This is a genomic window from Psychrobacillus mangrovi, from assembly GCF_037104765.1.
Taxonomy (GTDB): domain Bacteria; phylum Bacillota; class Bacilli; order Bacillales_A; family Planococcaceae; genus Psychrobacillus; species Psychrobacillus mangrovi.
Map to the genome: position 1 here is coordinate 17,557 of NZ_JBAWSY010000023.1, position 21,997 is coordinate 39,553.

The 21,997-nt window shown below is 35.4% G+C and carries 19 protein-coding genes and 2 other RNA genes; 10 read left to right on the forward strand and 11 right to left on the reverse strand.

The window, feature by feature from the left end:
* Positions 1-311: 311 nt before the first annotated feature.
* The 4 genes from WAX74_RS18520 to WAX74_RS18535 form a co-directional block, all read right to left on the reverse strand.
* Complete coding sequence (locus WAX74_RS18520) at positions 312-1,274, reverse strand: 3-hydroxyacyl-CoA dehydrogenase family protein (RefSeq protein ID WP_336499149.1); 963 nt, start codon at positions 1,272-1,274, stop codon at positions 312-314.
* Positions 1,275-2,037: 763 nt separating this feature from the next.
* Positions 2,038-2,232: non-coding RNA, 6S RNA (gene ssrS / locus WAX74_RS18525), on the reverse strand.
* A gap of 106 nt (positions 2,233-2,338) precedes the next feature.
* Positions 2,339-2,532: non-coding RNA, 6S RNA (ssrS, locus tag WAX74_RS18530), on the reverse strand.
* A gap of 57 nt (positions 2,533-2,589) precedes the next feature.
* Positions 2,590-3,120 (reverse strand): YhcN/YlaJ family sporulation lipoprotein, encoded by a 531-nt coding sequence (locus WAX74_RS18535; RefSeq protein ID WP_336499150.1) that lies wholly within the window; start codon positions 3,118-3,120, stop codon positions 2,590-2,592.
* Positions 3,121-3,335: 215 nt separating this feature from the next.
* Between WAX74_RS18535 and WAX74_RS18540 the strand changes: the two genes are divergently transcribed.
* A complete protein-coding gene (locus WAX74_RS18540; RefSeq protein ID WP_336499151.1) occupies positions 3,336-4,229 on the forward strand; it encodes a PucR family transcriptional regulator in 894 nt (297 codons plus the stop codon).
* 110 nt (positions 4,230-4,339) lie between these two features.
* Complete coding sequence (locus WAX74_RS18545; protein ID WP_336499152.1) at positions 4,340-5,437, forward strand: ABC transporter ATP-binding protein; 1,098 nt, start codon at positions 4,340-4,342, stop codon at positions 5,435-5,437.
* 50 nt (positions 5,438-5,487) lie between these two features.
* Here WAX74_RS18545 and WAX74_RS18550 read toward each other — a convergent pair whose 3' ends face one another.
* The gene (locus WAX74_RS18550; RefSeq protein WP_336499153.1) at positions 5,488-6,099 is read right to left on the reverse strand and encodes a hypothetical protein; all 612 of its coding nucleotides are present in this window, start codon (positions 6,097-6,099) and stop codon (positions 5,488-5,490) included.
* Positions 6,100-6,511: 412 nt separating this feature from the next.
* Here WAX74_RS18550 and WAX74_RS18555 point away from each other — a divergent pair, with 412 nt between their 5' ends.
* A complete protein-coding gene (locus tag WAX74_RS18555) occupies positions 6,512-7,405 on the forward strand; it encodes a DMT family transporter (RefSeq protein ID WP_336499154.1) in 894 nt (297 codons plus the stop codon).
* Between the two features lie 16 nt (positions 7,406-7,421).
* On the opposite strand, the gene WAX74_RS18560 is transcribed toward WAX74_RS18555, so the two are convergent.
* Positions 7,422-7,655 carry a hypothetical protein gene (locus WAX74_RS18560; RefSeq protein WP_336499155.1) on the reverse strand — a complete coding sequence of 78 codons (234 nt, stop codon included), beginning with the start codon at positions 7,653-7,655 and terminating at the stop codon, positions 7,422-7,424.
* Between the two features lie 26 nt (positions 7,656-7,681).
* Positions 7,682-8,938, reverse strand: coding sequence for a cytochrome P450 (locus tag WAX74_RS18565; protein ID WP_336499156.1), 1,257 nt, complete (start codon positions 8,936-8,938; stop codon positions 7,682-7,684).
* Between the two features lie 226 nt (positions 8,939-9,164).
* Here WAX74_RS18565 and WAX74_RS18570 point away from each other — a divergent pair, with 226 nt between their 5' ends.
* Positions 9,165-9,794, forward strand: a complete 630-nt coding sequence (locus WAX74_RS18570) for an alpha/beta hydrolase (protein WP_336499157.1) — start codon at positions 9,165-9,167, stop codon at positions 9,792-9,794.
* 180 nt (positions 9,795-9,974) lie between these two features.
* On the opposite strand, the gene WAX74_RS18575 is transcribed toward WAX74_RS18570, so the two are convergent.
* Both WAX74_RS18575 and WAX74_RS18580 read right to left on the reverse strand, forming a co-directional pair.
* A complete protein-coding gene (locus tag WAX74_RS18575) occupies positions 9,975-11,168 on the reverse strand; it encodes an MFS transporter (protein WP_336499158.1) in 1,194 nt (397 codons plus the stop codon).
* Positions 11,169-11,197: 29 nt separating this feature from the next.
* A complete protein-coding gene (locus tag WAX74_RS18580) occupies positions 11,198-11,890 on the reverse strand; it encodes a Type 1 glutamine amidotransferase-like domain-containing protein (RefSeq protein ID WP_336499159.1) in 693 nt (230 codons plus the stop codon).
* A gap of 375 nt (positions 11,891-12,265) precedes the next feature.
* Between WAX74_RS18580 and WAX74_RS18585 the strand changes: the two genes are divergently transcribed.
* Together WAX74_RS18585 and WAX74_RS18590 are read left to right on the forward strand one after the other, a co-directional pair.
* Positions 12,266-13,243, forward strand: a complete 978-nt coding sequence (locus tag WAX74_RS18585) for a BMP family lipoprotein (protein WP_336499160.1) — start codon at positions 12,266-12,268, stop codon at positions 13,241-13,243.
* Between the two features lie 18 nt (positions 13,244-13,261).
* Positions 13,262-14,911: a methyl-accepting chemotaxis protein gene (locus WAX74_RS18590; protein WP_336499161.1), complete on the forward strand. Its 1,650-nt coding sequence runs from the start codon at positions 13,262-13,264 to the stop codon at positions 14,909-14,911.
* 520 nt (positions 14,912-15,431) lie between these two features.
* Here the strand turns inward: WAX74_RS18590 and WAX74_RS18595 are convergent.
* Complete coding sequence (locus tag WAX74_RS18595; RefSeq protein WP_336499162.1) at positions 15,432-16,574, reverse strand: MFS transporter; 1,143 nt, start codon at positions 16,572-16,574, stop codon at positions 15,432-15,434.
* A gap of 291 nt (positions 16,575-16,865) precedes the next feature.
* On the reverse strand, positions 16,866-18,287 hold the full coding sequence (locus WAX74_RS18600) for an NAD-dependent succinate-semialdehyde dehydrogenase (protein ID WP_413788996.1): 1,422 nt from the start codon (positions 18,285-18,287) through the stop codon (positions 16,866-16,868).
* Positions 18,288-18,501: 214 nt separating this feature from the next.
* Here WAX74_RS18600 and WAX74_RS18605 point away from each other — a divergent pair, with 214 nt between their 5' ends.
* From WAX74_RS18605 to WAX74_RS18620, 4 genes are all read left to right on the forward strand, one after another.
* Entirely contained in the window at positions 18,502-19,203 is a 702-nt protein-coding gene (locus WAX74_RS18605; RefSeq protein ID WP_336499163.1) for a response regulator transcription factor, read from the forward strand.
* Positions 19,200-20,558 carry a sensor histidine kinase gene (locus tag WAX74_RS18610; protein ID WP_336499164.1) on the forward strand — a complete coding sequence of 453 codons (1,359 nt, stop codon included), beginning with the start codon at positions 19,200-19,202 and terminating at the stop codon, positions 20,556-20,558. Before WAX74_RS18605 ends, WAX74_RS18610 begins: the two co-directional genes overlap by 4 nt.
* An 80-nt stretch (positions 20,559-20,638) precedes the next feature.
* Complete coding sequence (locus WAX74_RS18615) at positions 20,639-21,247, forward strand: PepSY domain-containing protein (RefSeq protein WP_336499165.1); 609 nt, start codon at positions 20,639-20,641, stop codon at positions 21,245-21,247.
* Between the two features lie 108 nt (positions 21,248-21,355).
* Positions 21,356-21,934, forward strand: coding sequence for a PepSY domain-containing protein (locus tag WAX74_RS18620; RefSeq protein ID WP_336499166.1), 579 nt, complete (start codon positions 21,356-21,358; stop codon positions 21,932-21,934).
* Positions 21,935-21,997 lie beyond the last annotated feature (63 nt).

Here is a 21,997-nt window from a genome sequence, read left to right on the forward strand (position 1 = left end):
TACGGCTAAGCAATGCGCGAAGAATGAGACCTAGTAAGCGACGCAGGATTCGCTCATCCTACGGAGGCTCATGCGTCGCGTACAGCAAGCACACTTTCGAGTTTCCGATTACTAAGTACCGATTTTCTATGCATAGACTTATACAGATACATCACCAACATTAGGCATTCGCGCTGGCCCCACGTCCACATGAGCCGCTATATGCCTTGATTTAAATCGGCAACGTATATGAAGTCATTTTGTGTCACAAATTTTAGGAAATGGCATATCCCATTCCCCCTGCACTGGTCCGTTCAATACTAGCTGTTCACTCATAATTTGATTTCCTCTTTTACCTTCAAATCGGAATGTGTATTAAGAAGATGTTTAATCAGTTGAGAGTCTCTTTCTTTTACATATCCATCAAAGCTTTTACCTGGATAATCATAAAAGCCTTTTCCAGCTTTCACACCAATTGCACCTGTTTCAACCCTTTGCTCAATTGCTTTAAACTCTCTTACATTCGATTCAATTTTCGGTTGTAGGCCATCCAAAACAGCCTTCCAAATATCCAATCCTCCGAAATCTAGTATTTTCAACAATCCACTAGAAGAAAAACGGAAACCAGGACCCTGGAAAATTGCTGTATCTAAATCCTCTTCACTTACTACTCCATCCTCAATTAAAGCCAATGCCTCTCTTACAATAGCTACTTGGATTCGATTAGCTACCAGACCATCAATCTCTTTTTTCACTTCAATAGTCACTTTATGATTCGATTCTAAGAAATCTTTTACCTCATTAAACACTTCAGCACTTGTTTCGCTTGATCTTAGAAGTTCCACTAGCGGAACAATATGAGCAGGGTTGAAGAAATGAGTAAGTATCGTTCTATCTTTATGTTTTTCAACATCAACTGTAATGTCAGAAAGCTTTAAACTGGATGTATTAGATGCCAATATAGTATGTTCTGAACAAATCTCATCTAACTGCTTAAAGAGCTTTTGTTTTAAAGATAAATTTTCGGAAACGCTTTCAATAATTAAATCGACATTTGCCAAATCACTTATTTCAGTTGTAAAAGAAATATGAGATAATACTTCGTGGTCACTAAATCTAATGTCATAACCTTCTGCACGAAATAAATCTAAGTAAATTTGAAATTTTTCCTTTGCTGCTTCAAGCATCTCATCAGAAATATCCGTTAACTTCGTTTGCACTCCATTAATAGCAAATTGAAAAGCAATTCCAAACCCCATAGTTCCTGCTCCGATAACTCCTACTTGATTAATCAATCGTTTATCCCCCTTATTATGTTTTTCATGGCCATTAAATTTCTAGTAGACTATTTAGATACTCTAATTGAAGACCTATTTACTACTCTAGGACTTTATCTTCCTTTGCATGAGCAATTTATGAAGTCCCTGTCTAAAGTCCCCTAAATTAGTGCTGAAAAATGCAAATCTTTAATCCTTGTTCTTAGTAACTCAGTGATAATCGTGAGAGGTATACCGAGCAAACCAAATCAATCAGTTAAAACCTGACCACCACTTTTTTTATATAACTTTTAAATTACCTTTGAATCAATTACTATGTTCATTGTTATCCCTCCATAATTTAGTGTTAAATATGGAGAGTGCTTTCTATTTTCTAAAATATAAATAATTTGACCATATTCTAATATTAAAATACTTCCAAGTATTCCGTCAATAATGGTCGGAGCCAATTTATGATTTAGCGGTAAAGAACAGCGCGAATCATTTTAGTGCAGCATTAGAAAACAACGAGCATAAATATTTCCTTGATTCTAAACGTTCACTCTTTAAAAGAGTACATACTTTATTAAAAAAGCAATTGCAAAAAAACTCAATCCTAGGCTTTCTTTAGATGATGGTTTAGACAATAGTCACCAAGTACCACTGAGGTTTACAAAATACGAATCGTAGCTTAGAATCATTTTCCATTCCACTCACTAAAACTCTTCTAAGCGAAATTAAAAAAGCAGTTAGAAACACAAAAAGACCGATTCCCATTGGAACCGGTCATTAATTTTATAATTAGTCAGCCGCCTTTGCCGTACTTACATAAGAAAGTTTTAAACCACCACTCCTCAAAGTGGGTGTTCGCAAAAACTATCCTGCATGTCCTTATTGTCTAAAGAGAATAAGGCCTGTCATTCCAGTCTCTATATAAAACTCCCTGTTACAGCTTAAAGGTTAAAACTTAATATTTATACGTGCAATGCAGCCTGTTTACATATAGTACAACTTTCTACTTCTGTTTTCAATGGTAATTGTTGCTAATGTTCTCATGAACAAAAAAACACCATCTGTTATGATGGTGTTTAAAATTTACTTTTAAGAAAGCCGCCTTTGCCGTACTTTATTAGAAAGTTTTAAACCACCACTCCTCAAAGTGGGTGTTCGCAGAAACTATCTTGCATGTCCTTATTGTCTAAAGAGAATAAAGCCTGTCATTCCAGTTTCTATATAAAACTCCCTGTTACAGCATAAAGGTTAAAACTTAATATCCATACGTACAACGCAGCTTGTATTTATATAGTAAACCTATTTAAGAATTTTTTCAACGGAAATGGCTTCCATTCATATATTATTTCGCATTAGGAAATACTCTTTTTACTGTATCCGCAAATTCATCATATAGTCCTTCAATTGGCTCGTTGGCTCTAATTTTATCTCCATATTCAGTTATTTGTTTTGCGAAGTCTGGATTGGTTGTAACGTATACATTATCGAAGTTTCCATTAGTTTCTCTTGCTTTGTCAGCAATCTTCTTCTCCAGCTCTTCACTATCATTTGTACCTTCTTTTAACATGACTCCAACATAAGCATTGTTATTTGTCACAATAACATTTGCACTATCCACTTCTTCTAATTCTGTAATTTTACTAGCAACGTCATCTGCTAATTCAAGCTTTTGATCACCATTTGTTCCGTTATTATCATTTGTATCAGTACCCGTTTCATCGTTAGTAGTATTTGTATTCACCGTGTCATTAGTTTTGACATCATTATTGTCGTTATTTTTATTTGCGTTATTATCGTTGTTATTGGCTGTTCCACATCCCACCAAAGAACTGATTAAAAGCAAGGTCAACGCTACTTGTAATATTTTACTCATTTTTTATTCCTCCTTCATAATGTTATAAAGATAGGATGAGTATTTTAAAACAAGATATTCTTAGAATGATAAAATATTTTTTTAAGGTACTCATTAACGTTTTCAATAATCGTCGTCTTTTGTTATTTTTCGGATTATGATTAAATGATTATATAATTTAAATCTCTTTTTTAACTTAATTACTTAAAAACCTATAAGAAAGGAGATGCTACTAATTGAAAAATGATTTATCACTACTATTTCCATCCATTCAAATTCTGCCCGAATATCCAACTGAATTGAACGAAGAAGTGTATATTTTTCATAATCCTGTTATGAATAATTGGATACAAATAAACAAAACGGAAGTTTCCGAACGGGAATATTCTCTACTTTCATCTCTCTTTACAGAAGTGAATTTAGATTTATCCACTACTCAAACCGGTTCTATGAAGTGGTTGTACTTTTTACGCGGAGATGGGCCCGCCCCTGTAAAAACTGAAACAGATATTCGAATCATTCAAATTCATTTTAAGAAAAATGTTCAACAAGCCGATTTAAAAGAAGCTGTTAATGTATTTTTTGGTGATTCTATGCAATTTATTCTTGTTTCTACTCAAAATGCGTTGCTTATTGAACAAAAGTCTTCTTACATCCAAACAACTGAGGATTTCGCCTCTTTTATTACTGCACTTGAAAGTGATTTCTATATAAAAGGGAAGGTATATATCGGAAAATTTCATCGAACAAATATGCTCTTTCCTGTCCATTTCTCTACAGAAAAAGAATGGTTTCAAAAAGGTATCTCCACTAACCACGCTGAAAGAATTTATACATTGGAAAATATTTTTCCCTTTAACTTAATTGAACAAATGTCAGAAGAAATGAAACACATTATTCGCAAAGAAATTCTCAATCCACTTGAATATGATATAGAGTTACTTCAAACAGTTAAACAATTTTTCGAAAATGGCTTTAATGTATCGGTAACAGCCAAGAAACTATATATTCACAGAAACACACTCCATTACCGTCTAACTAAGTTTCAAGATATAACAGGTATATCCGTTCGTAGTTTTGATGGTGCACTTGTTGCTTATTGTGCGAGCTTGATTGCAAATAATCGTTAAATCAAAGTTGCACAATTATTTTGATTAATAATTGTGCATATCGTCCATACCGATCATCTTTCTCTATTGATATCCTTAATGAACAGATAAAATACTAAAGGGGTGCTCATATGGAGAAGTTAGTCCTTGATAATATTTCTAAAGTTTATGATGACGGTTCTACTGCAGTTTCTAGTTTTAATTTACATGTACAGGATCAAGAGTTTATCGTCCTAGTTGGCCCTTCCGGCTGTGGAAAATCTACAACACTACGTATGATTGCGGGTCTTGAAGAAATTACTTCTGGTGAATTACGTATTGAAGACAAGTTAATGAATGATGTACCTCCAAAAGATCGTGATATCGCAATGGTATTTCAAAACTATGCGCTTTATCCGCATATGAATGTATACGATAATATGGCTTTTGGCTTAAAACTGAGAAAGTTTTCAAAAGCAGATATTGATCAACGTGTAAAAAATGCAGCTGAAATTCTTGGACTTCAACAACTTTTAGATAAAAAGCCAAAAGCCCTTTCCGGCGGTCAACGTCAACGTGTAGCTCTTGGTCGTGCAATTGTGCGTGATGCAAAACTATTTTTGATGGATGAACCATTATCCAACCTTGATGCAAAACTACGAGTTCAGATGCGTGCGGAAATTGCAAAATTACATTTACGCCTGAAAACTACAACAGTTTATGTAACGCATGACCAAACAGAAGCAATGACTATGGCATCACGCCTAGTTGTAATGAAAGATGGTTTTATACAACAGATTGGATCCCCAAAAGAGGTATATGAAAACCCAGAAAACGTCTTTGTAGGAGGTTTTATCGGTTCACCAGCAATGAACTTTTTTGAAGGGAATATTAATAATGGCTACTTTAAGATTGGAGAATATAATCTGAGAATTCCTGCAGAGAAATGGACTTTGCTAAATTCTAAAGGATATGATGGAAAATCAGTTGTTCTCGGTGTAAGACCGGAGCATATTTCTGGAGATGCAGAAGCTCTCACTCAATTTTCTGATTCTATAGTAGATGCAAATATAGAAGTATCTGAATTAACAGGAGCTGAGCTTATGGTGTATTCATCTCTTGCGGACCAACAGTATGTAGCTCGAATAAATGCCGATGCTACAATGGAACCTGGTCAAAAAGTCAAACTCGCATTTGACTTATCTAGAGCCCACTTCTTCGATAAGGAAACGGAAAGTCGCATTAGATAAAAGTAAAGGAGCCCTCATCTTGGATGTGGGCTCCTTTACTTTTATGAACATTAAATCTTCCATAGTTTTTCACGTAATAGTATTGCCGCACAGAACATAGTAGCAGTAATCATGGAAGTACTTATAAGGGAGTTCTGGAAAATTAAATGTAGCATGCAATAAATAAAAAAAAACAGTATAACTACTCTGATTGTTTCTTTATATTTGAACAATATCCATATTAATAAGAAAACAATAAAGATTGTGAACGAAATTTGAGTAACTGAAGATTTATTTAAGATCGCTACTAAAATCGTAAAAGTACTATAAAAAGTAATTAAAGTAAAAATTAAAGCCTTGTTCAATGGAAAAGGCTTTTGCTTTTTAAGAAGATAAAACATGTAGAAGATTACCCATACCACTCCTATGTATACACCTGCTCTTTCCCCTGAAAAATACAATAACATCCATGGATGTTGGATAATTGTGGAGAAATCCGTTAGAACAATACTAAGTTTCCATACGACAATAAAGAGAAAAATTATATCACTAAATTGATTCGCAGTTTCTTTACTAAATTTAGCATATAAAATGAAGGCCGTAAGTATAGCTGCAAATACAAAAGCTAACCATGTCGAAGGAACTGTCATGGAAAAAATCCTATACCATTCCGTGGCTACCAAATGCTCTAACCTCCCTTTTTTATATTTATGTAAACTATAAACCATGTTATATTCTTGCACTCCTATCTAAAAAAGGGAAGCACTTTTTGGCTTCCCACTCTATTTTTACGATTTTTGAACTCAGAATTTTAAATCGTCATCTTCTTTATTGTTCAATATTCGTGCAGTCACCTTAAGCCACCACTAATGCTGAAATGTCTGCCAAGGCTTTGTCCGTCAGATGTGTTTCTAATATCTCTCCTATTTGTCTATAGCCTTTTATAGTTCGAACGATAGCATCAAGTAATCATCAATTAGTTTTAGTCGAATTAAAATACCTTCTAACTTTTTTTGTTGCGTGAAGTGCCAGTTAGTCGTATCATGTACAATTGTTAGCCTTCAAAGGCCGACACAGAAAGTTAGGTGTGCAAAATTGAATAAAAAAGCATTTCTCTTAGCAATATTTACAGTATTTATATGGGGCTCAGCATTTGCTTCGATAAGCGCCAGTCTTCAAGGAGGCTTCTCTGCTGGTCACTTGATATTATTTCGTTTTATCATTGCTTCCATTATATTTGGTTTACTAGCACTAGTACCTAGCTTGAAGTTTAATTTGCCTAAAAAAGAAGATATATTACCAATATTAGTTCTAAGTTGGATTGGAATTAGTATTTACCATGTCTGTGTCACATTCGGTCAATTGACTATCACTGCTGGTACTGCCGGTATGCTCATTGGTTCAGCACCTATTTTCACTACGATTATTGCTGTAGTTGTGTTAAAAGAACGAATCGGGACATTTGGATGGATAGGATTAGGATTCGGGTTTATCGGTATTACAATGATTGGCTTAGGAACTGGAGAATCATCTTTTGACATTTCTCCTGGCGTATTTTTAGTAATTTTAGCAGCTTTAGCTACTTCCATCTTTTTTGTTTTCCAAAAGTCTTTATTAACAAAATATACCCCGATCGAATTAACTGCGTATTTTACGTGGGCAGGGACTTTACCTTTTCTATTTTTTGCTCCTGGACTTATACAAGGTATACAGCATGCATCACTAGAAGCTAATTTGTCAGCAATTTATATAGGAATTTTTCCTACAGCAATCGCATATCTTATGTGGGCATATGCGTTGTCTCAAAGTAAAGCTAGCTCAGTTTCCAGCTTGCTCTATGCAGAACCCGTAATAGCCATTTTCATTGCATGGGTTTGGTTGCACGAATTACCATCAACACTATCTATTAGCGGTGGAATAATTGCAATCTCAGGCGTTCTAATCGTTCAATTGTTTGGTAGAAGGAAAAAGAGAAAATCAATTAATTAAAAAGGTACCAGGATTATTATTCCTTGGTACCTTTTTTACTTTTATCGATTCTGTGATATTCGGAGATTTGAATCACACGGACATCACGAGTATTTAACTCGTGGTAAATTCCCCTGCTATCGCGAAAGGATATATATTGATCTCGCTCACTTTGGATCAATTCCTCTGCGTGCTCCTGAGATTCCATGTGGATAAACCTTCTAATATAATGGTCTTCTTCAAAGAAGTAAGTTACTTTGAATTCTTTCACGTTTTTTCTCCTAACGTATTGTAAATTTAAATTCTTTGGACGTTTGTTAAAATTATTTTGCTATGGGGAATGCTTGGCATACTTACCATGCTATAACTTAAATCTTGTTTTGGAAGATTATATTTTATCTGATTGACTAAGTAATCTAAACTTACTTTCATTATTTCAGTCGTAACAAATTCACCTGCACAACGATGTCCCAACAAATAATCGCCAGCACCTTGAGGTATAAAACTAAATGGGCTTCCTTTCCAGTCTGCAAATCTCTCAGGTCTGAAAATCTCTGGATTGTCCCATATCTCCGTATCATGATTTGTACCATAAAGATCAAGTAAAGTTAATGTTCCTTTTTCAAAATTGTAGCCTTTCCAAGAAAAATCATTTTTCACTTTTGCAGCGACCAATGGAAAAAATGGATAATAGCGACGCACCTCTTGGACAAACAATTGTGAATATTGCTCGTAACCTAACGTAAGCTTTTCTTTTTCCTTAGGATAATGATGGACAGCCAAAGCCGCGAAATTAATATAAATAGCAATTGCAACTATGGGTCTTAAGATATTGACTACTTCAACCGCAGCTAACTCTACATCTAAAAGATTACCTCCTAAGTCTTGATGCAACGAAATAGTATGTAATGCAGAACCTTTCCTTGGTTTCATTTTTCCTTCCCTTACTTGTACAATCATTTCCGCAACCCATACTTCCACAATTTTGCGGGAATGACGACCCTTCCAATGCTCAGGACCAATAGCAATTGGAGACTCGAATAAAGAACTAAGCTGCTTCGTTCGTTCTTTCACTTCTTCTTCTAATAATGGTGCTCCTGCCCATTCACAAGCAATCCTACACAGGATTTCTTTACTTTCCTCGTAAAGTATTACTTCTTCCGTAGACTCCCACTTATTGACTGCATTTTCCCATTGCTTTTTAGTAATACTTTTTAAATCGTCCAGTTTATCTGATGTCATCAGTGACATGAACATTTTTTTGCGATGCGTATGAGCTTCGTTGTCTAAAGATTGAACTCCCCCTACACCAAATAAAGTCTTTTGAACTCGCTTGGGAGCAACACCATTTCTCAAAAACTTTTTATCGTCATAAAAAATTTCTGCTGCTTCCTTACCTCCCATACAAATGGCTTTTTGTCCTAACAAACGGGTCTCAAAAACATTGGAAGCGAAACTTTTACGTCTATTAAGAATATACAAATAACCCTCTCTTAATAAGCTTAGGCTATGATCAATTCCCTCCTCCCGAGGCATCTGATTTAAATTTGTCATTCACTCCATCTCCTTAAAGGTTATCCACAATTCTTTTTTAATTAGTCTTCCCTGTTTGTCTCCTTTAAAACTCTGAAGTTTCTTTACTTACTTGAATAGAGAATAAACGGTGGATGTAGAAGTTGAGAGAGCAAAACAACTTGCGAAGTATGAAGTCGAATGATTTATACAAAGGGTTTTATTTTTGTTAAAATGGATGTACTTAATCCAGAGGGGATGAAACTTAATGAACTCACCTTTTACATATAAATATACCGCTCCACAAGCTACAGAAAAAAATCAACCGGCTTTGTTTTTATTACATGGTATGGGAAGTAATGAAGAGGATCTACCACAGCTAGTTAAAGAGTTTGAAAAGACCCATCATATTTTTAGCTTGCGTGGTCCTATTGTTTTCAAACCAGGATTTGCGTTTTTTACAATAGAAGAAGAAGGCAAACCAAATCGAGAAGTATTTGATAAAGTCTTGGTCTATATTCAATCTTTTATTCGTGAGGCAATTGTGGAATATAAGTTAGATTCTAACCAATTTTCCGTACTTGGCTTTAGTCAAGGAGCTGTGTTGGCAAAAGCATTAGCTTTAACTATGGGAAATGAATTGAATGGTGTTGTTGCTTTGAGTGGCTACATACCGGACTTTGTAAAAAAGGAATATAGTAAAAAACCTGTTGAGCATTTAAACATGTTTATTTCTCATGGGGACTATGATTATGTTATTCCTTCCCAATGGGGTGCTGAAAGTAAGGAATACTTCGAGAACCTCGGTGCAAAAGTTACCTTTAAAACATATAACGAAGGTCACGGAGTAACACCGGAAAATCATCAGGATCTCGTGGAGTTTTTGAAAAAGAATTAACGCTTGTGCAGAGGACTTTTAATAGGTCCTCTTTTTTATTCCATTAAATGGCTAACGGAAATCAAATTAAGGTATAAGCAACCAAATCAAGCTGAATAGCCACCAAATTGCAGACGAAAGCAACAAACAGCAAAGTGAGAGCAACCAAATAAAAAAGAAAAAAGCACAGAAATACTGTACTTATTTCTGTGCTTCTTTCCGATTAAATTTCAGACAGAACGACAGGATTACTGATATAAGAAGGAAAATGGTTATTAAACCTATGACTCCGTTCCACCCATATTTAGACCAAAAAACGCCTCCTGCAGTACCACCAACACTAGAGCCGACGTAGTAGAAAAATAAATAAAGCGAGGAAGCCTGCGCCTTATCATGTTCTGCTCTTTTACTCACCCATCCACTTGCAATAGAATGTGCTCCAAAAAATCCAAACGTAAATACTGTAATACCTATAATTTTCATCACTAAACCAATATTAATCGTTAGGATAGCACCAGCAAACATAATGCCAATTCCTACAAACAACATTTTTTGTCGACCATATCGATCCGCCAGACTACCAAGCCATGTAGAGCTGAATGTTCCTACCAAATAAATAATAAAAATCCATCCAACAATTGTTGTGCTAAGTGAATAAGGAGGACCAAGCAATTTAAAACTGATGTAGTTATATAATGAAACAAAACTCGCCATGAGTGTAAAGCCGATACCAAAGAGACAAAGCATTCTCGGATCTTTTAAATGAGCTATAAGCGAATTAGTTAAAGCCCTAAATTGTAACTTTCTAGGCTCAAAATGTCGGGAATTTGGTAATGTGATAACAAAATAAATGCTTATCGCTAGACTTAATAAACCAAGAAAAACCATTCCGATTTTCCAGCTAAATAAATCTGTCATTGTCCCCATTATAATACGACCTGCTAACCCACCAATCGAATTACCACTTATATATAGTCCCATTGCAACCCCTAGACTAGCTGGCTCAACTTCTTCGCCCAAATAAGCCATTGCAATTGCTGGAAGGCCGGCGAAAGCAATTCCTTGAATAACTCGTAATACTAGCAACACTTCAAAACTTGGAGAAAATGCAAGTATTAATGTCAGAATGGAAGCTGCAAGGATAGAAATCGTCATCAATCTTTTACGTCCCCATGCTTCTGAAAGAGAACCGAAGATAACAAGGCATATAGCTAATGCAAATGTAGTAAGTGAAAGGGATAAACTTGCCACAGCGGGTGACACTTGAAATTCTCTTGAAAACTCAGGAAGAATCGGTTGTGTGATGTATAAATTAGCAAACGTTATAAACCCTGCCGCAAATAATGCAAAGTTTACTTTTTTATATTCTTTAGTACCTTTTTGTATATATTCCATCAATTTATCGCCTCAATGTTTTTATGTAACTAGTTTTCAAAGCCTAAATAAGTTGTGGATAACTTTTCTTCTTTGTTCTTATCCACACGATATCCACTAGCATGTGGACGAGAACTTACAACAGAGTATAATTTTTCACCTATAAAATGCAGGGCAACCCCATCGTCCGCTGCATATCCAGCGCCAATAATGCCTTCATTGATAAGCTTTTGATAAACAGGACGTCTATCTTCTTCCCCATCATAATGTGGACAATTACTACCAGAGATCAAACCAAGACATGAGATTGGTTCAAGCTCATCCCCGTAGGAATCCGTTGTACCTTCTTCAAACCAACAAAGTGACCCCGCACTAATCCCAGCTAAAATAATTCCAGTGTTGTATGCTTCTCGAATAGCTTTATCCAGTTCCCACTCTTTCCAAAGGGCCATGAGGTTTTTCGTGTTACCTCCTCCTACATAGAGAATGTCCTGTTCGAGAATGAATTTTTTAATATCATGGGTATGTGGTTTAAACAATGACAAATGTGAAGGCTCACACGGCTCTTTTTGAAAAAAATTATAAAAACGTTCAATATAACTTTCTGCATCCCCGCTAGCCGTTCCAATAAAACAAATTTTCGGCCTATCCTTTTTTGATTGCTTCAAAATATATCGATCTAATAAAGGATTTTCAGGCTCCATTGAGAAACCTCCACCACCCATTGCAATAATTTGCCTCAATTATTATTCCCCCTAACTGTTTTCTTTTTATTAATAGTAACATGAAAAAAAGAACTTGCACTTCAACTATTTGAATAGTTAAAAAACTGTCCTTAAAAAAATGTTAAACACGGATGTGCGCTTGCCGCACGCTACACATGAGCCTCCGCAGGATGAGTCGCTCCTTCGTCGTTCCCACATCGTAGTCATATATTATTATAAAGGCAATATTTACAAAAGCCATTTTACCTATTAACTTTTAATTAATTATATTACTATCGATACAATCCACTCCAAAAATAACTTATAATTTCGTGTATTTTACTTATTATTAATAACCTTATTACCAAGACGATAGTAATCTAGTGACAATATTAAATAGTTAGGAATGGTTATATGAGAAAACATATTATCTTATGGATCACACTGATATTGGCTTCAGTACTATCCGCATGTTCTAATAATGATGCAAATTCAGAAAACAAACAAATTAAGATTGGGATTATGTTTTCGGATGCCGGATTAGGGGATCAGTCTTTTTCTGATTTGGGATTTGCTGGACTCGAAAAGGCTCGGGACGAATTAAATGTGTCTTTCGATTACCGAGAAATAAAGCATACAGATACTTATGAAAAAGGCTTCGAAGAGCTTATAGAACAAGAAAACGATCTTATTATTGGATTAGGATTTTCTGTACAAGAGTCTCTTGAAAAGGTCGCAAATGAAAATCCTAAGACTACTTTCTTGCTAATCGACGGTAAGTCAGATTTGCCTAACGTCTATAATGTTTCATTCAAAGAAGAAGAGGCATCTTATTTAATTGGGGCTCTAGCAGGCTTAAAAACTACAACTAATGTAGTCGGGTTCGTAGGTGGAGAAGAAATTCCTCTTATTAAAAAATTTGAATCTGGTTTTATACAAGGTGTAAAATCTGTAAATCCTGAAGCAGAAGTTCTCTCTAAGTTTTCAGGTAGTTTTAGTGACGATAAATTAGGAGCTAGTATTGCAAATGAAATGATTTCTGCCAAAGCAGATTTTATTTATCCAGCAGCTGGATTTACAGGTGTAGGAGTCATACTTGAATCCCAACGTGCTGGAACTTATTCATTTGGTGTGGACAGTGATCAATTTTATTTAGCCGAAAAAGCTGTAGTTTCTTCCATGTTAAAACAGGTCGATATCGCAATTTATACTACTGTAAAAGAATTAGTAGAAACAGGTAATATTTCTGAAAAAAATCAAGAATTAGGTATAAAAGAAAATGGAGTAAATATAGCTCCTATTCGCATCATTAAACTTTCTTCTTCAGAAAAAAACATGCTAGAAAAAATAAAAGAAGATATTTCTAATGGATCCATTATTATAAAAGAATAGAAATGAGATGTCACTCAAATGAAATTAAAACAAAAGATATTGATGATTTCAATCATCCCCTTATTATTGTCTGCCTGTATTATTGGCTATAATATTATCCAACTATCCACTTTGAAATCCTCCACTGAAGAGATTGTCAACACCTTAATAACGGTGGAAGAACTAAATAGCTCGGCAAAAAGTCTTCAAAAATCCTTAAGTGCTTACTCTTTAAATTTATCAGAAAGCAATAAAAACGATATTGAGAAAGATTTAATGTCCACTAAATCAATATACGATCAATTAACTCCTGCATTAACTAGTAAGGATCAAAAGAGACTAGCAAAACAAGTTTCACAAAAATATGATGAAATTCAAAATGAATCAAGTATTGCAATAAAAAATCAAGGTCAACCCGAAATACAACGTCAATCTCTTCGTACAAAAGGTTTGATTAATGATGTAATTGAGTTAAAAAGAAATATTACTTTACAATATGCATCGATGCAAGCCAATTTACAAACAAAAATTGATGGTATTGTTTCAGTTTCTATTACTCTAGTTATACTACTATTAATAGGGAGTATCATACTCGTTTTCTTCTTCACAAATAGGATTATACAACCAATTAGAAGAATAACAAAAAATGCAGAGGAGATAGCCAATGGAAATTTGGCAGTTGATCTAATCAAAGTCAATACTCGCGATGAAGTAGCTTCTTTACAGAATGCCTTTGAACAAATGACTATCAATCTAAGAGAGGTTATTACACATGTTTCGGATAGCTCTAACCAGGTTGCAGCTTCTGCCGAAGAGTTAATGGCAAGTGCAGATGAAACGATGAAGGGGACTGAATTAATATCTACTTCTATTCAATTAGTATCGGATGGAGCAAAACAACAAACTTTTATGTCAGATGAGTCTGCTCGTTCATCCGAAGAAAGCTCAAATTCTATCACTAAAGTTGCTGAAAAGGCCGATTTAGCATTACAGCTAACACACTCCACACATGAAAAAACGGAGCAAGGATCCGCTTTTGTTAAAGAGACCGTATCACATATGAACTTAATAAATGAATCCGTTGTCGATACTGACCGTGCACTTGTTACACTAAATAATAAAACGAAAGAAATCGTTCATGTTCTAAAGTTAATTACTGATATAGCTGACCAAACAAACTTACTTGCACTAAACGCAGCGATAGAAGCTGCAAGAGCTGGTGAAGCAGGTAAGGGATTTGCAGTAGTAGCCGATGAAGTTAGAAAGCTTGCTGAACAAACAAGACATTCTGTTTCTGACATAACCGGAATTGCTGCGGAAATTGAAAATGACACAAAAAAAACTGTCGCTTCTATTAATGATGTAAAAGACCGAGTTCGTTCGGGACTAGAAATTGCGAGTGATACGCAAATTACATTTAATGACATACTCATAGCTGTTGAACAAGTGAAAGAACAAGTTAGCAATATTTCAACTATCTCCAACGATATAAAAATTAAAGTCACCCAAGTATCTACGCATGCAAAAGAAATGTCTTTCGTTGCTAAGATTACTTCTGATAGCTCCAATTCTGTAGCAGCAGCATCGGAAGAACAGTTAGCATCAATGGAAGAAGTTACTGCAGCGGCTGTATCTTTAGCCAATCTTGCAGAAGACTTACAGACTAGAATCTCTAAATTCATAGCTTAATAATCTCTCTTGATAGGGAGTAAATAATATTTTATTACTAAATATATTCTTCAAAACTTATAAAAGCCACCGAGTTAAAATTTAAACGTAAAATATTATTAACTAATAGTAATAATTAAAAGGAATTGCACTTCAACCATTTGAATAGTTCAAAAAATCTCTTGAAAAAATGTGTAAAAGAAATAAAAACAAGGGAATGAACAACAAACGATTTAAAACTATTGGAACACTATTTCTATAGGCATTCGTGTTGGCCGCACGTCTGCATGATGCGCTAGCGCATCATGCGGCTTGCAAGGCACCAATTCCAGTAACCCATGGACAGTGAACTAGTTTCTATTTAACGTTCGGTTAAGAACAGCGTATCCTACACTCTTTCATAATTTAGCCATACGCAGTATACTTACAACCATTTCTACCATTTCATGTAGCACTTAATTATAACTAACATTCTACTAATCCAGTTGATTTTTCTAAGCTCTTTAACTTCTGTGAAATATCATCATTGGTGCAACTAACCTTATTCAGTATCTGAATTTTGTTTAGCTTCTCTAAAGAACAAGGAACCTCCTACTAAAAAAACTCCACTAAAAAGAAATACACCAATCATCCCTATAGATCCACCAATTACCCCAAAAAAGGTAGGAGCTACGAGTTGAAATAATCGGTTAATAGTAATACGTAAGCCCAGAACTTCCCCAGTTCTATCTGGCGGTGAAGCGTTATAGGTCGTAGTCATTGAAATAGGCTGCCCACAACCCAGTCCTAATCCCATTATAATAGCAAGCATAGCAATGATAATGACTGAGTTACTAAGAGGTAATAACAGGAAGGATATCCCTGCGACAAGTATGGATATGAACAAAATATAATCTCTTTTATATACCTCTAATAGCTTTGGTAATACAAACCGTACAAACATAGTTGCCAACCCTTGTAGGGCAATGATCCATCCTATCGTGGAGGTAGACAAATTCATCTGTTTACCTAACAATGGAAAATAGGCAACAAATATATCTTTTGAATATAAAACTAAGGCACTAGAGAACAGGGCTCTCCGAATTAATGGGTTCTCCAGAAGCTTTATAGATTCAATCATTTTAGTTGGCTCCCTCGTTATAAGTTTCTCTAACTTGGGTATCTTTAAGGAAAATATGATTGCGATAAAGCCAATGATCATACTAAATATGTATACCATTTGGAATGAAATATGTTCAGACAGATATCCACCGAAAAGTGGTCCAATTACTGCTCCCAAAGCTACACAAAGACTGAACATACTAAAATAATAATCCCGATTCCTTTTAGTTGTTTGATTACCTAGCTGGTTTTGAAGAGCAATTGGAATACTAATATTACCAATCCCTAAAAGCAATTGGCTTACAAACAAAGCCCATATAGTCGAGGACATCGCCGGTACAATCATACCGGCTACTAAACTAACAAACCCTACAATAATAGGGATTCTATCGCCTATTTTATCAATTATTTTGCCAGCATGAATAGAGAAGATCAAAGGTAAGAATGCAAAGGAAGATGTTAATATACCTATAACAAAAATGGATGCCCCATACTCATCCGCTGAAAGCGTAATAACTGGTCTAGTAGCGTTCACTACTGTATGAAATAAAAATATTAACAATAAAATACCTTTTAGATTCATCTGCTTCACTTCCTAAAATATATTAATATTAAATGGGGGTAAAAATTTTATGTATTTTCCACAAAGGCTACACCAGTTCAAAGCACTTGACTTAGGGAACAATTAAGCAAACCTCTTAGACCTAATGTCTAAGAGGTTATAATTTATTATATAGATATAGCCTCAGTTAATAAAGCTACTAATATTAAAACAACTAAACAGAAACTAATCAGTCGGTTTAATATCGTCAAGCGGCTGCATAATGGGATTTTATTCCTGTCTCAAAAAGTTTATTCAGTGCCACTTTTTATACTATAAACCAAGAGAAATATACTTAATTTCCAAGTATTCATCCATTCCATGGTGACCACCTTCACGACCGAGACCACTTTGTTTAAATCCTCCAAACGGCGCCTGAGGAGTAGAGGGTAGACCGTCATTTAAACCAATAATACCGTACTCTAACTTCTCCGTAATTCGGATACCTTTGGAAATGTTCTCTGTAAAAACATATGCTGCAAGTCCATAAATAGAATCATTCGCACGTTGAATCGCTTCTTCTTCCTCTTTAAATGTACTAATTGGAATTACTGGACCGAACGTTTCTTCCTGCATACAAAGCATGTCATCCGTGGCATTCGTTAAAATGGTCGGTTCAAAGAAAAGACCTTCTTTTCTTTTCCCACCAATTTTCACTTCTGCTCCTTTTGAGGCTGCATCATTTACATGCTCTTGCGCTTTTTCAACAGCGGAATCGTTGATAAGAGGACCGATTGTCACTCCCTCTTCGAGACCATTTCCGACCTTTAACTTTTTCGTTTTCTCTATTAATAATTCCGTAAACTTATCTGCAATCGATTCCTGCACATATACACGATTAATACATACACAAGTTTGGCCAGCATTTCGGAATTTCGCCGCAAGCACACTTTCTGCCGCCTTCTCTAAATTACAGTCCTCCATTATGATAGAAGGTGCATGTCCACCCAATTCAAGCGACACTTTTTTGACTGTGTCTGCTGCCCCCTTCATTAGCTGCTTCCCTACCTCTGTAGAACCTGTAAAAGTCAGTTTTCGAACACGAGAATCCTCCAACCATGCATTTCCAATAGCACTCGAATCACCTGTTACTACATTCACTACCCCGTCTGGTATACCTGCTTCTTTTGCAAGTTGCACTAACTTGATTGCCGTGAGAGGTGTCTGTCCAGCTGGTTTTATTACTACGGTACATCCCGAAGCGAGAGCCGGACCTACTTTTCTTGTAATCATTGCTGCTGGGAAGTTCCAAGGAGTAATAACCGCTACAACTCCCACCGGTTGTTTATGCACAAATATACGTTTGTTTTGTTGTGTTGCAGGAATCATTTCTCCATATATGCGTTTCCCCTCTTCTGCATACCAGGAAATAAAACCATTGGCATAATTGATTTCTCCTCGCGCTTCTGCAAGTGGCTTCCCTTGTTCTTCCGTCATCGTTTTGGCAAGATCTTCTGTATTCTCCTTAATCAGATTATGCCAGTTTTGTATGAGTTCACTTCGTTCATATGCAGATAAAGCAGACCATTTTTTAAATGCCTCATAAGCTACATCGACTGCTTGTAAGGCTTCTTCACTTCCCCCTTTTGGAACTGTCGCAAAAACTTCTCCTGTAGCAGGGTTACTAACTTCGATAACGGATAATTCTTTTCCTACTTCTACTCCATTAATGATCATGTAATATTGTTTAGACATCTAATCTCCACTCCTATTCATAAATTCTTTCTATTTACCTACATTATATAGATACCCCTTACAGGAAATTAATAAAACGATTAAAACTGAATATAATTAAGACATCTGATAGTCTAATTATTTATATATTATCAGAATATTCGAGTTCCTGGCGAAAAACAGTAGTATAGAATAGAATAAATACGTCAAATGCTTACAAGAGGTGGTATCGCTTTTGTTAAAAGAATCTATTTTAATAGTAGAAGATGAAGAAAAAATTTTAAGACTGTTGGAAATAGAATTAGAATATGAAGGCTATGAAGTAGGAAAGGCTACAAATGGATTGGATGCCTTCGAGTCATACCGAGCAAGAAAATGGGATTTGATTTTACTCGATGTTATGTTGCCAGAGATGAGCGGAATTGAACTACTCCGACGCATTCGAGTAAAAGATTCAATAATCCCCGTTATTTTGTTAACAGCTAAAGATTCCATTGAAGATAAAGTATCCGGTCTTGACCTGGGAGCCAATGACTATATAACAAAGCCTTTTCGTATGGAAGAACTACTTGCAAGAATTCGAGCTGTCTTAAGGATAAAGCAGGCTACAATACCAAAACTAGAAGAAAATGATGAATGGATATATGTCAGTGACTTGAAGATAAATGAAAAAACAAGAGAAGTCATTCGAAGTGATAACGATATTGCTTTAACACCAAAGGAATACGATTTGCTTTTATATTTACTTAAAAACAAGCGTCAAGTTTTAGACCGAGAACAAATTTTAGAGGCGGTTTGGGGTTATGATTATTTCGGAGAAACAAAAATTGTCGATGTTTATATTCGCTATCTCCGAAAAAAAATTGACGCCAACTATGATCACCCATTAATTCATACTGTAAGGGGCGTAGGCTACGTCTTAAAGGAAGTAACATGAAACTACGAAACAAAATTAATTTATATACTTCGGTGTTATTTATCGTTTTATTATTTCTAATGAATGCTTCTATCTACCTTCTTTTCAGTCATCTAATGATGTCAAATGAACTTGATCGCGCCAAAGCTGAAGTGGAAAGAATCGCATCGGATATGAGTAGTGCAATTGATCGAATTGCACCTAACCAGCTTCTCCTAGCCTATGTGCCAGTGAATGGGATGATCCAAGTATTAAACGAGGATTTGACAAGTGAAGCAAAAATAACATCTGCCTCAGAGACAGCCTTAAAGTCACGAAAAAGCAACTTTTCTGCTGGCGAAGTAAGCAAAATAATTTCGTTTGGAAACAAGCAGTATGTTTTTGTTTCCTATCCAGTCATTTGGAATGACGGGCGAGTTGTTAACCTTCAAGTAATTAGTAGTATACAGGCAACAGATGAGATGATTAAGATTCTGCGTATTGTGTTAATTGGTGTAGCGATTATCGCTATGATCCCTGTTTTTATTTCTAGTAGAATTCTTAGTAATTTAATCATACAGCCGATCAGACTAATGATTAATACGATGAAAGAAATACAGAAAAGTGGTCACTTTAAAAGACTTAAACTTGAAGAGACTTCCGAGGAAGAGCTAGTGGAAATGGGTGAAACCTTTAACCATATGATTGATTTACTACAAACTAACTTTGAAAAGCAAGAACAGTTCGTATCGAACGCTTCCCACGAACTAAGAACTCCCTTAACTATTATTGAAAACTACTCGGATCTTTTAAAACGAAGAGGCCAAGAGCGACCCGACCTATTTGAAGAATCTATAGAAGCGATACACTCAGAGGCTGTTCGAATGAGAGAAATGACGGAACAGCTCTTACTATTGGCAAAAACTCAGGAACAATGGAATATCCAAATGACATCAATAAATGTAACAGAGCTTGTATCGGAAACTGCTAACACGTTTCAAAACACTTATCAAAGAGAGATTTCTGTCGAAAGCAGTGGAATCTTCACTGGTTATACAGATTATCAAAAGTTAAAGCAACTTCTTTTTATATTTTTAGATAACGCTAGAAAGTACAGCGATGAACACATTACTATATTTGTTAGTACTACCTCAAATGAAACATATATTCAAATTGAAGATAGAGGAATTGGGATCCCGAAGGAGGACATTCCGAAAATATTTGACCGATTTTACCGCGTAGATCAAGCAAGAAGCAGAAAGCAAGGAGGTTCTGGCCTAGGTCTTACTATGGCAAAACAAATCGCCAAGGCAATCGGGGTTCGAATTGAACTCGATAGCCTGGAAAACCGCGGAACGAAGGTTACACTTTTTTTCAAAACAAAAAAGGCAGAGTAAAATAACAACTTCTTTCTCATCATTTTTTAACTTTCCCGTTATATACTATGGCCACAAACTGTTACAAGGGGGATTACACAATGAAAACAAAGAAATGGGCATGGGCATCTGGAGCTATTCTCCTAGTGTCCCTGCTGTTAGTCGTATGGTTTCAATGGTTATCTCCATCCATTTCAGCTCAAGAATTAACAGAAGAAGAAGCGAATGCAGTAGCAATAGATAAATATGCCGGAGACATTATTCAAACATCAAAAATAAATGATGAATACCAGATAGAAATGCAGCTTGAAAATGGTATATACCACATCAAGATTGACGCAAAAACAGGTAGTATTATTTCCTTGAAACAACTAGAAAAGATTCAGGAAGCACCACAACATACATCACAAAAAGAACAACCTACTGAGCCTCAAACGGACACAGCAAATCAAGAAGATGGCTCCCAAAGTAATACTAATAATCCTACTCCTAAAGAAAATACGGTAATTACGGAACAAGAGGCACTTGAAATTGCAGCTAAACATGTAAATGGTTTAGCAGATGATGACGCTGAATTTCATCATCCACCAGACCAAGCCCCTTATTACTTGGTTGAAGTAGAAATTGAAAATGGCGAGGAAGATCGAGAAGCCACCGTCCAAGTCGATGCTTACACAGGTGCGGTAAAATCCGTTAATTGGGAAGATTAATTTTCTTTATTCTTTTTCTTACCGAATTTTAACCTTACTATAACCGTCCTTTCTTTTTCTCTGTTTATTATATAAGTGTAAAGCAAATTAAACAGAGGAGGAAACAACATGAAAAAGATGGTTATAGGAACTTTCGCAACAGCTCTAGTTATAAGTGGTGCAGTAGCGATTAGTGCATTTGCAGAAGATGATGTAAAGATTTCTACAGAGCAAAGTAATAAATTTATCGGTATTGAAAAGGCAAAAGAAATTGCATTAAAGGAAGCAACCGGAAAGTTTGATAGTGTTGAATTAGAAACTGAGAACAAAAAAACATACTACGAAGTAGATATTGATGTAGATAAAAATAAAGAAGTTGAAGTAAAAGTTGATGCATATACAGCAAAGGTATTAAGTGTTAAAGAAAGTGATAACGATGACGAAGATGAGGATATGGAAGCTAGCGTTAAAACTACCTCTACCACATCGCTGATCTCAGAAAAAGATGCAATTGCCCTTGCTAAAGAAAAAGTGAATGGAGAAGTCATTAAATTTGAATTAGACTCAGATGACGAAAGATATGAGTATGAAATAGAATTACTTACTAAAAAAGGTGAAGCAGAAATTAAAATCGATGCAAGTACTGGAATTGTACTAGAGTTGGAATATGACGATGATCATGATGACAACGATGATGATAATAATTAAAATAGACTAAATGTGAGAAGGGTTCTAAAACAATTTCTAATTGTTTTAGAACCCTCTTTCCTG

Coding starts and splice junctions, on each gene's coding strand:
- WAX74_RS18590 (WP_336499161.1), top strand. CDS start 13,262: ATGAAATTAAAACAAAAGATATTGATGATTTCAATCATCCCCTTATTA.
- WAX74_RS18615 (WP_336499165.1), top strand. CDS start 20,639: ATGAAAACAAAGAAATGGGCATGGGCATCTGGAGCTATTCTCCTAGTG.
- WAX74_RS18610 (WP_336499164.1), top strand. CDS start 19,200: ATGAAACTACGAAACAAAATTAATTTATATACTTCGGTGTTATTTATC.
- WAX74_RS18565 (WP_336499156.1), bottom strand. CDS start 8,938: ATGACAAATTTAAATCAGATGCCTCGGGAGGAGGGAATTGATCATAGC.
- WAX74_RS18585 (WP_336499160.1), top strand. CDS start 12,266: ATGAGAAAACATATTATCTTATGGATCACACTGATATTGGCTTCAGTA.
- WAX74_RS18600 (WP_413788996.1), bottom strand. CDS start 18,287: ATGTCTAAACAATATTACATGATCATTAATGGAGTAGAAGTAGGAAAA.
- WAX74_RS18535 (WP_336499150.1), bottom strand. CDS start 3,120: ATGAGTAAAATATTACAAGTAGCGTTGACCTTGCTTTTAATCAGTTCT.
- WAX74_RS18575 (WP_336499158.1), bottom strand. CDS start 11,168: ATGGAATATATACAAAAAGGTACTAAAGAATATAAAAAAGTAAACTTT.
- WAX74_RS18570 (WP_336499157.1), top strand. CDS start 9,165: ATGAACTCACCTTTTACATATAAATATACCGCTCCACAAGCTACAGAA.
- WAX74_RS18620 (WP_336499166.1), top strand. CDS start 21,356: ATGAAAAAGATGGTTATAGGAACTTTCGCAACAGCTCTAGTTATAAGT.
- WAX74_RS18545 (WP_336499152.1), top strand. CDS start 4,340: ATGGAGAAGTTAGTCCTTGATAATATTTCTAAAGTTTATGATGACGGT.
- WAX74_RS18595 (WP_336499162.1), bottom strand. CDS start 16,574: ATGAATCTAAAAGGTATTTTATTGTTAATATTTTTATTTCATACAGTA.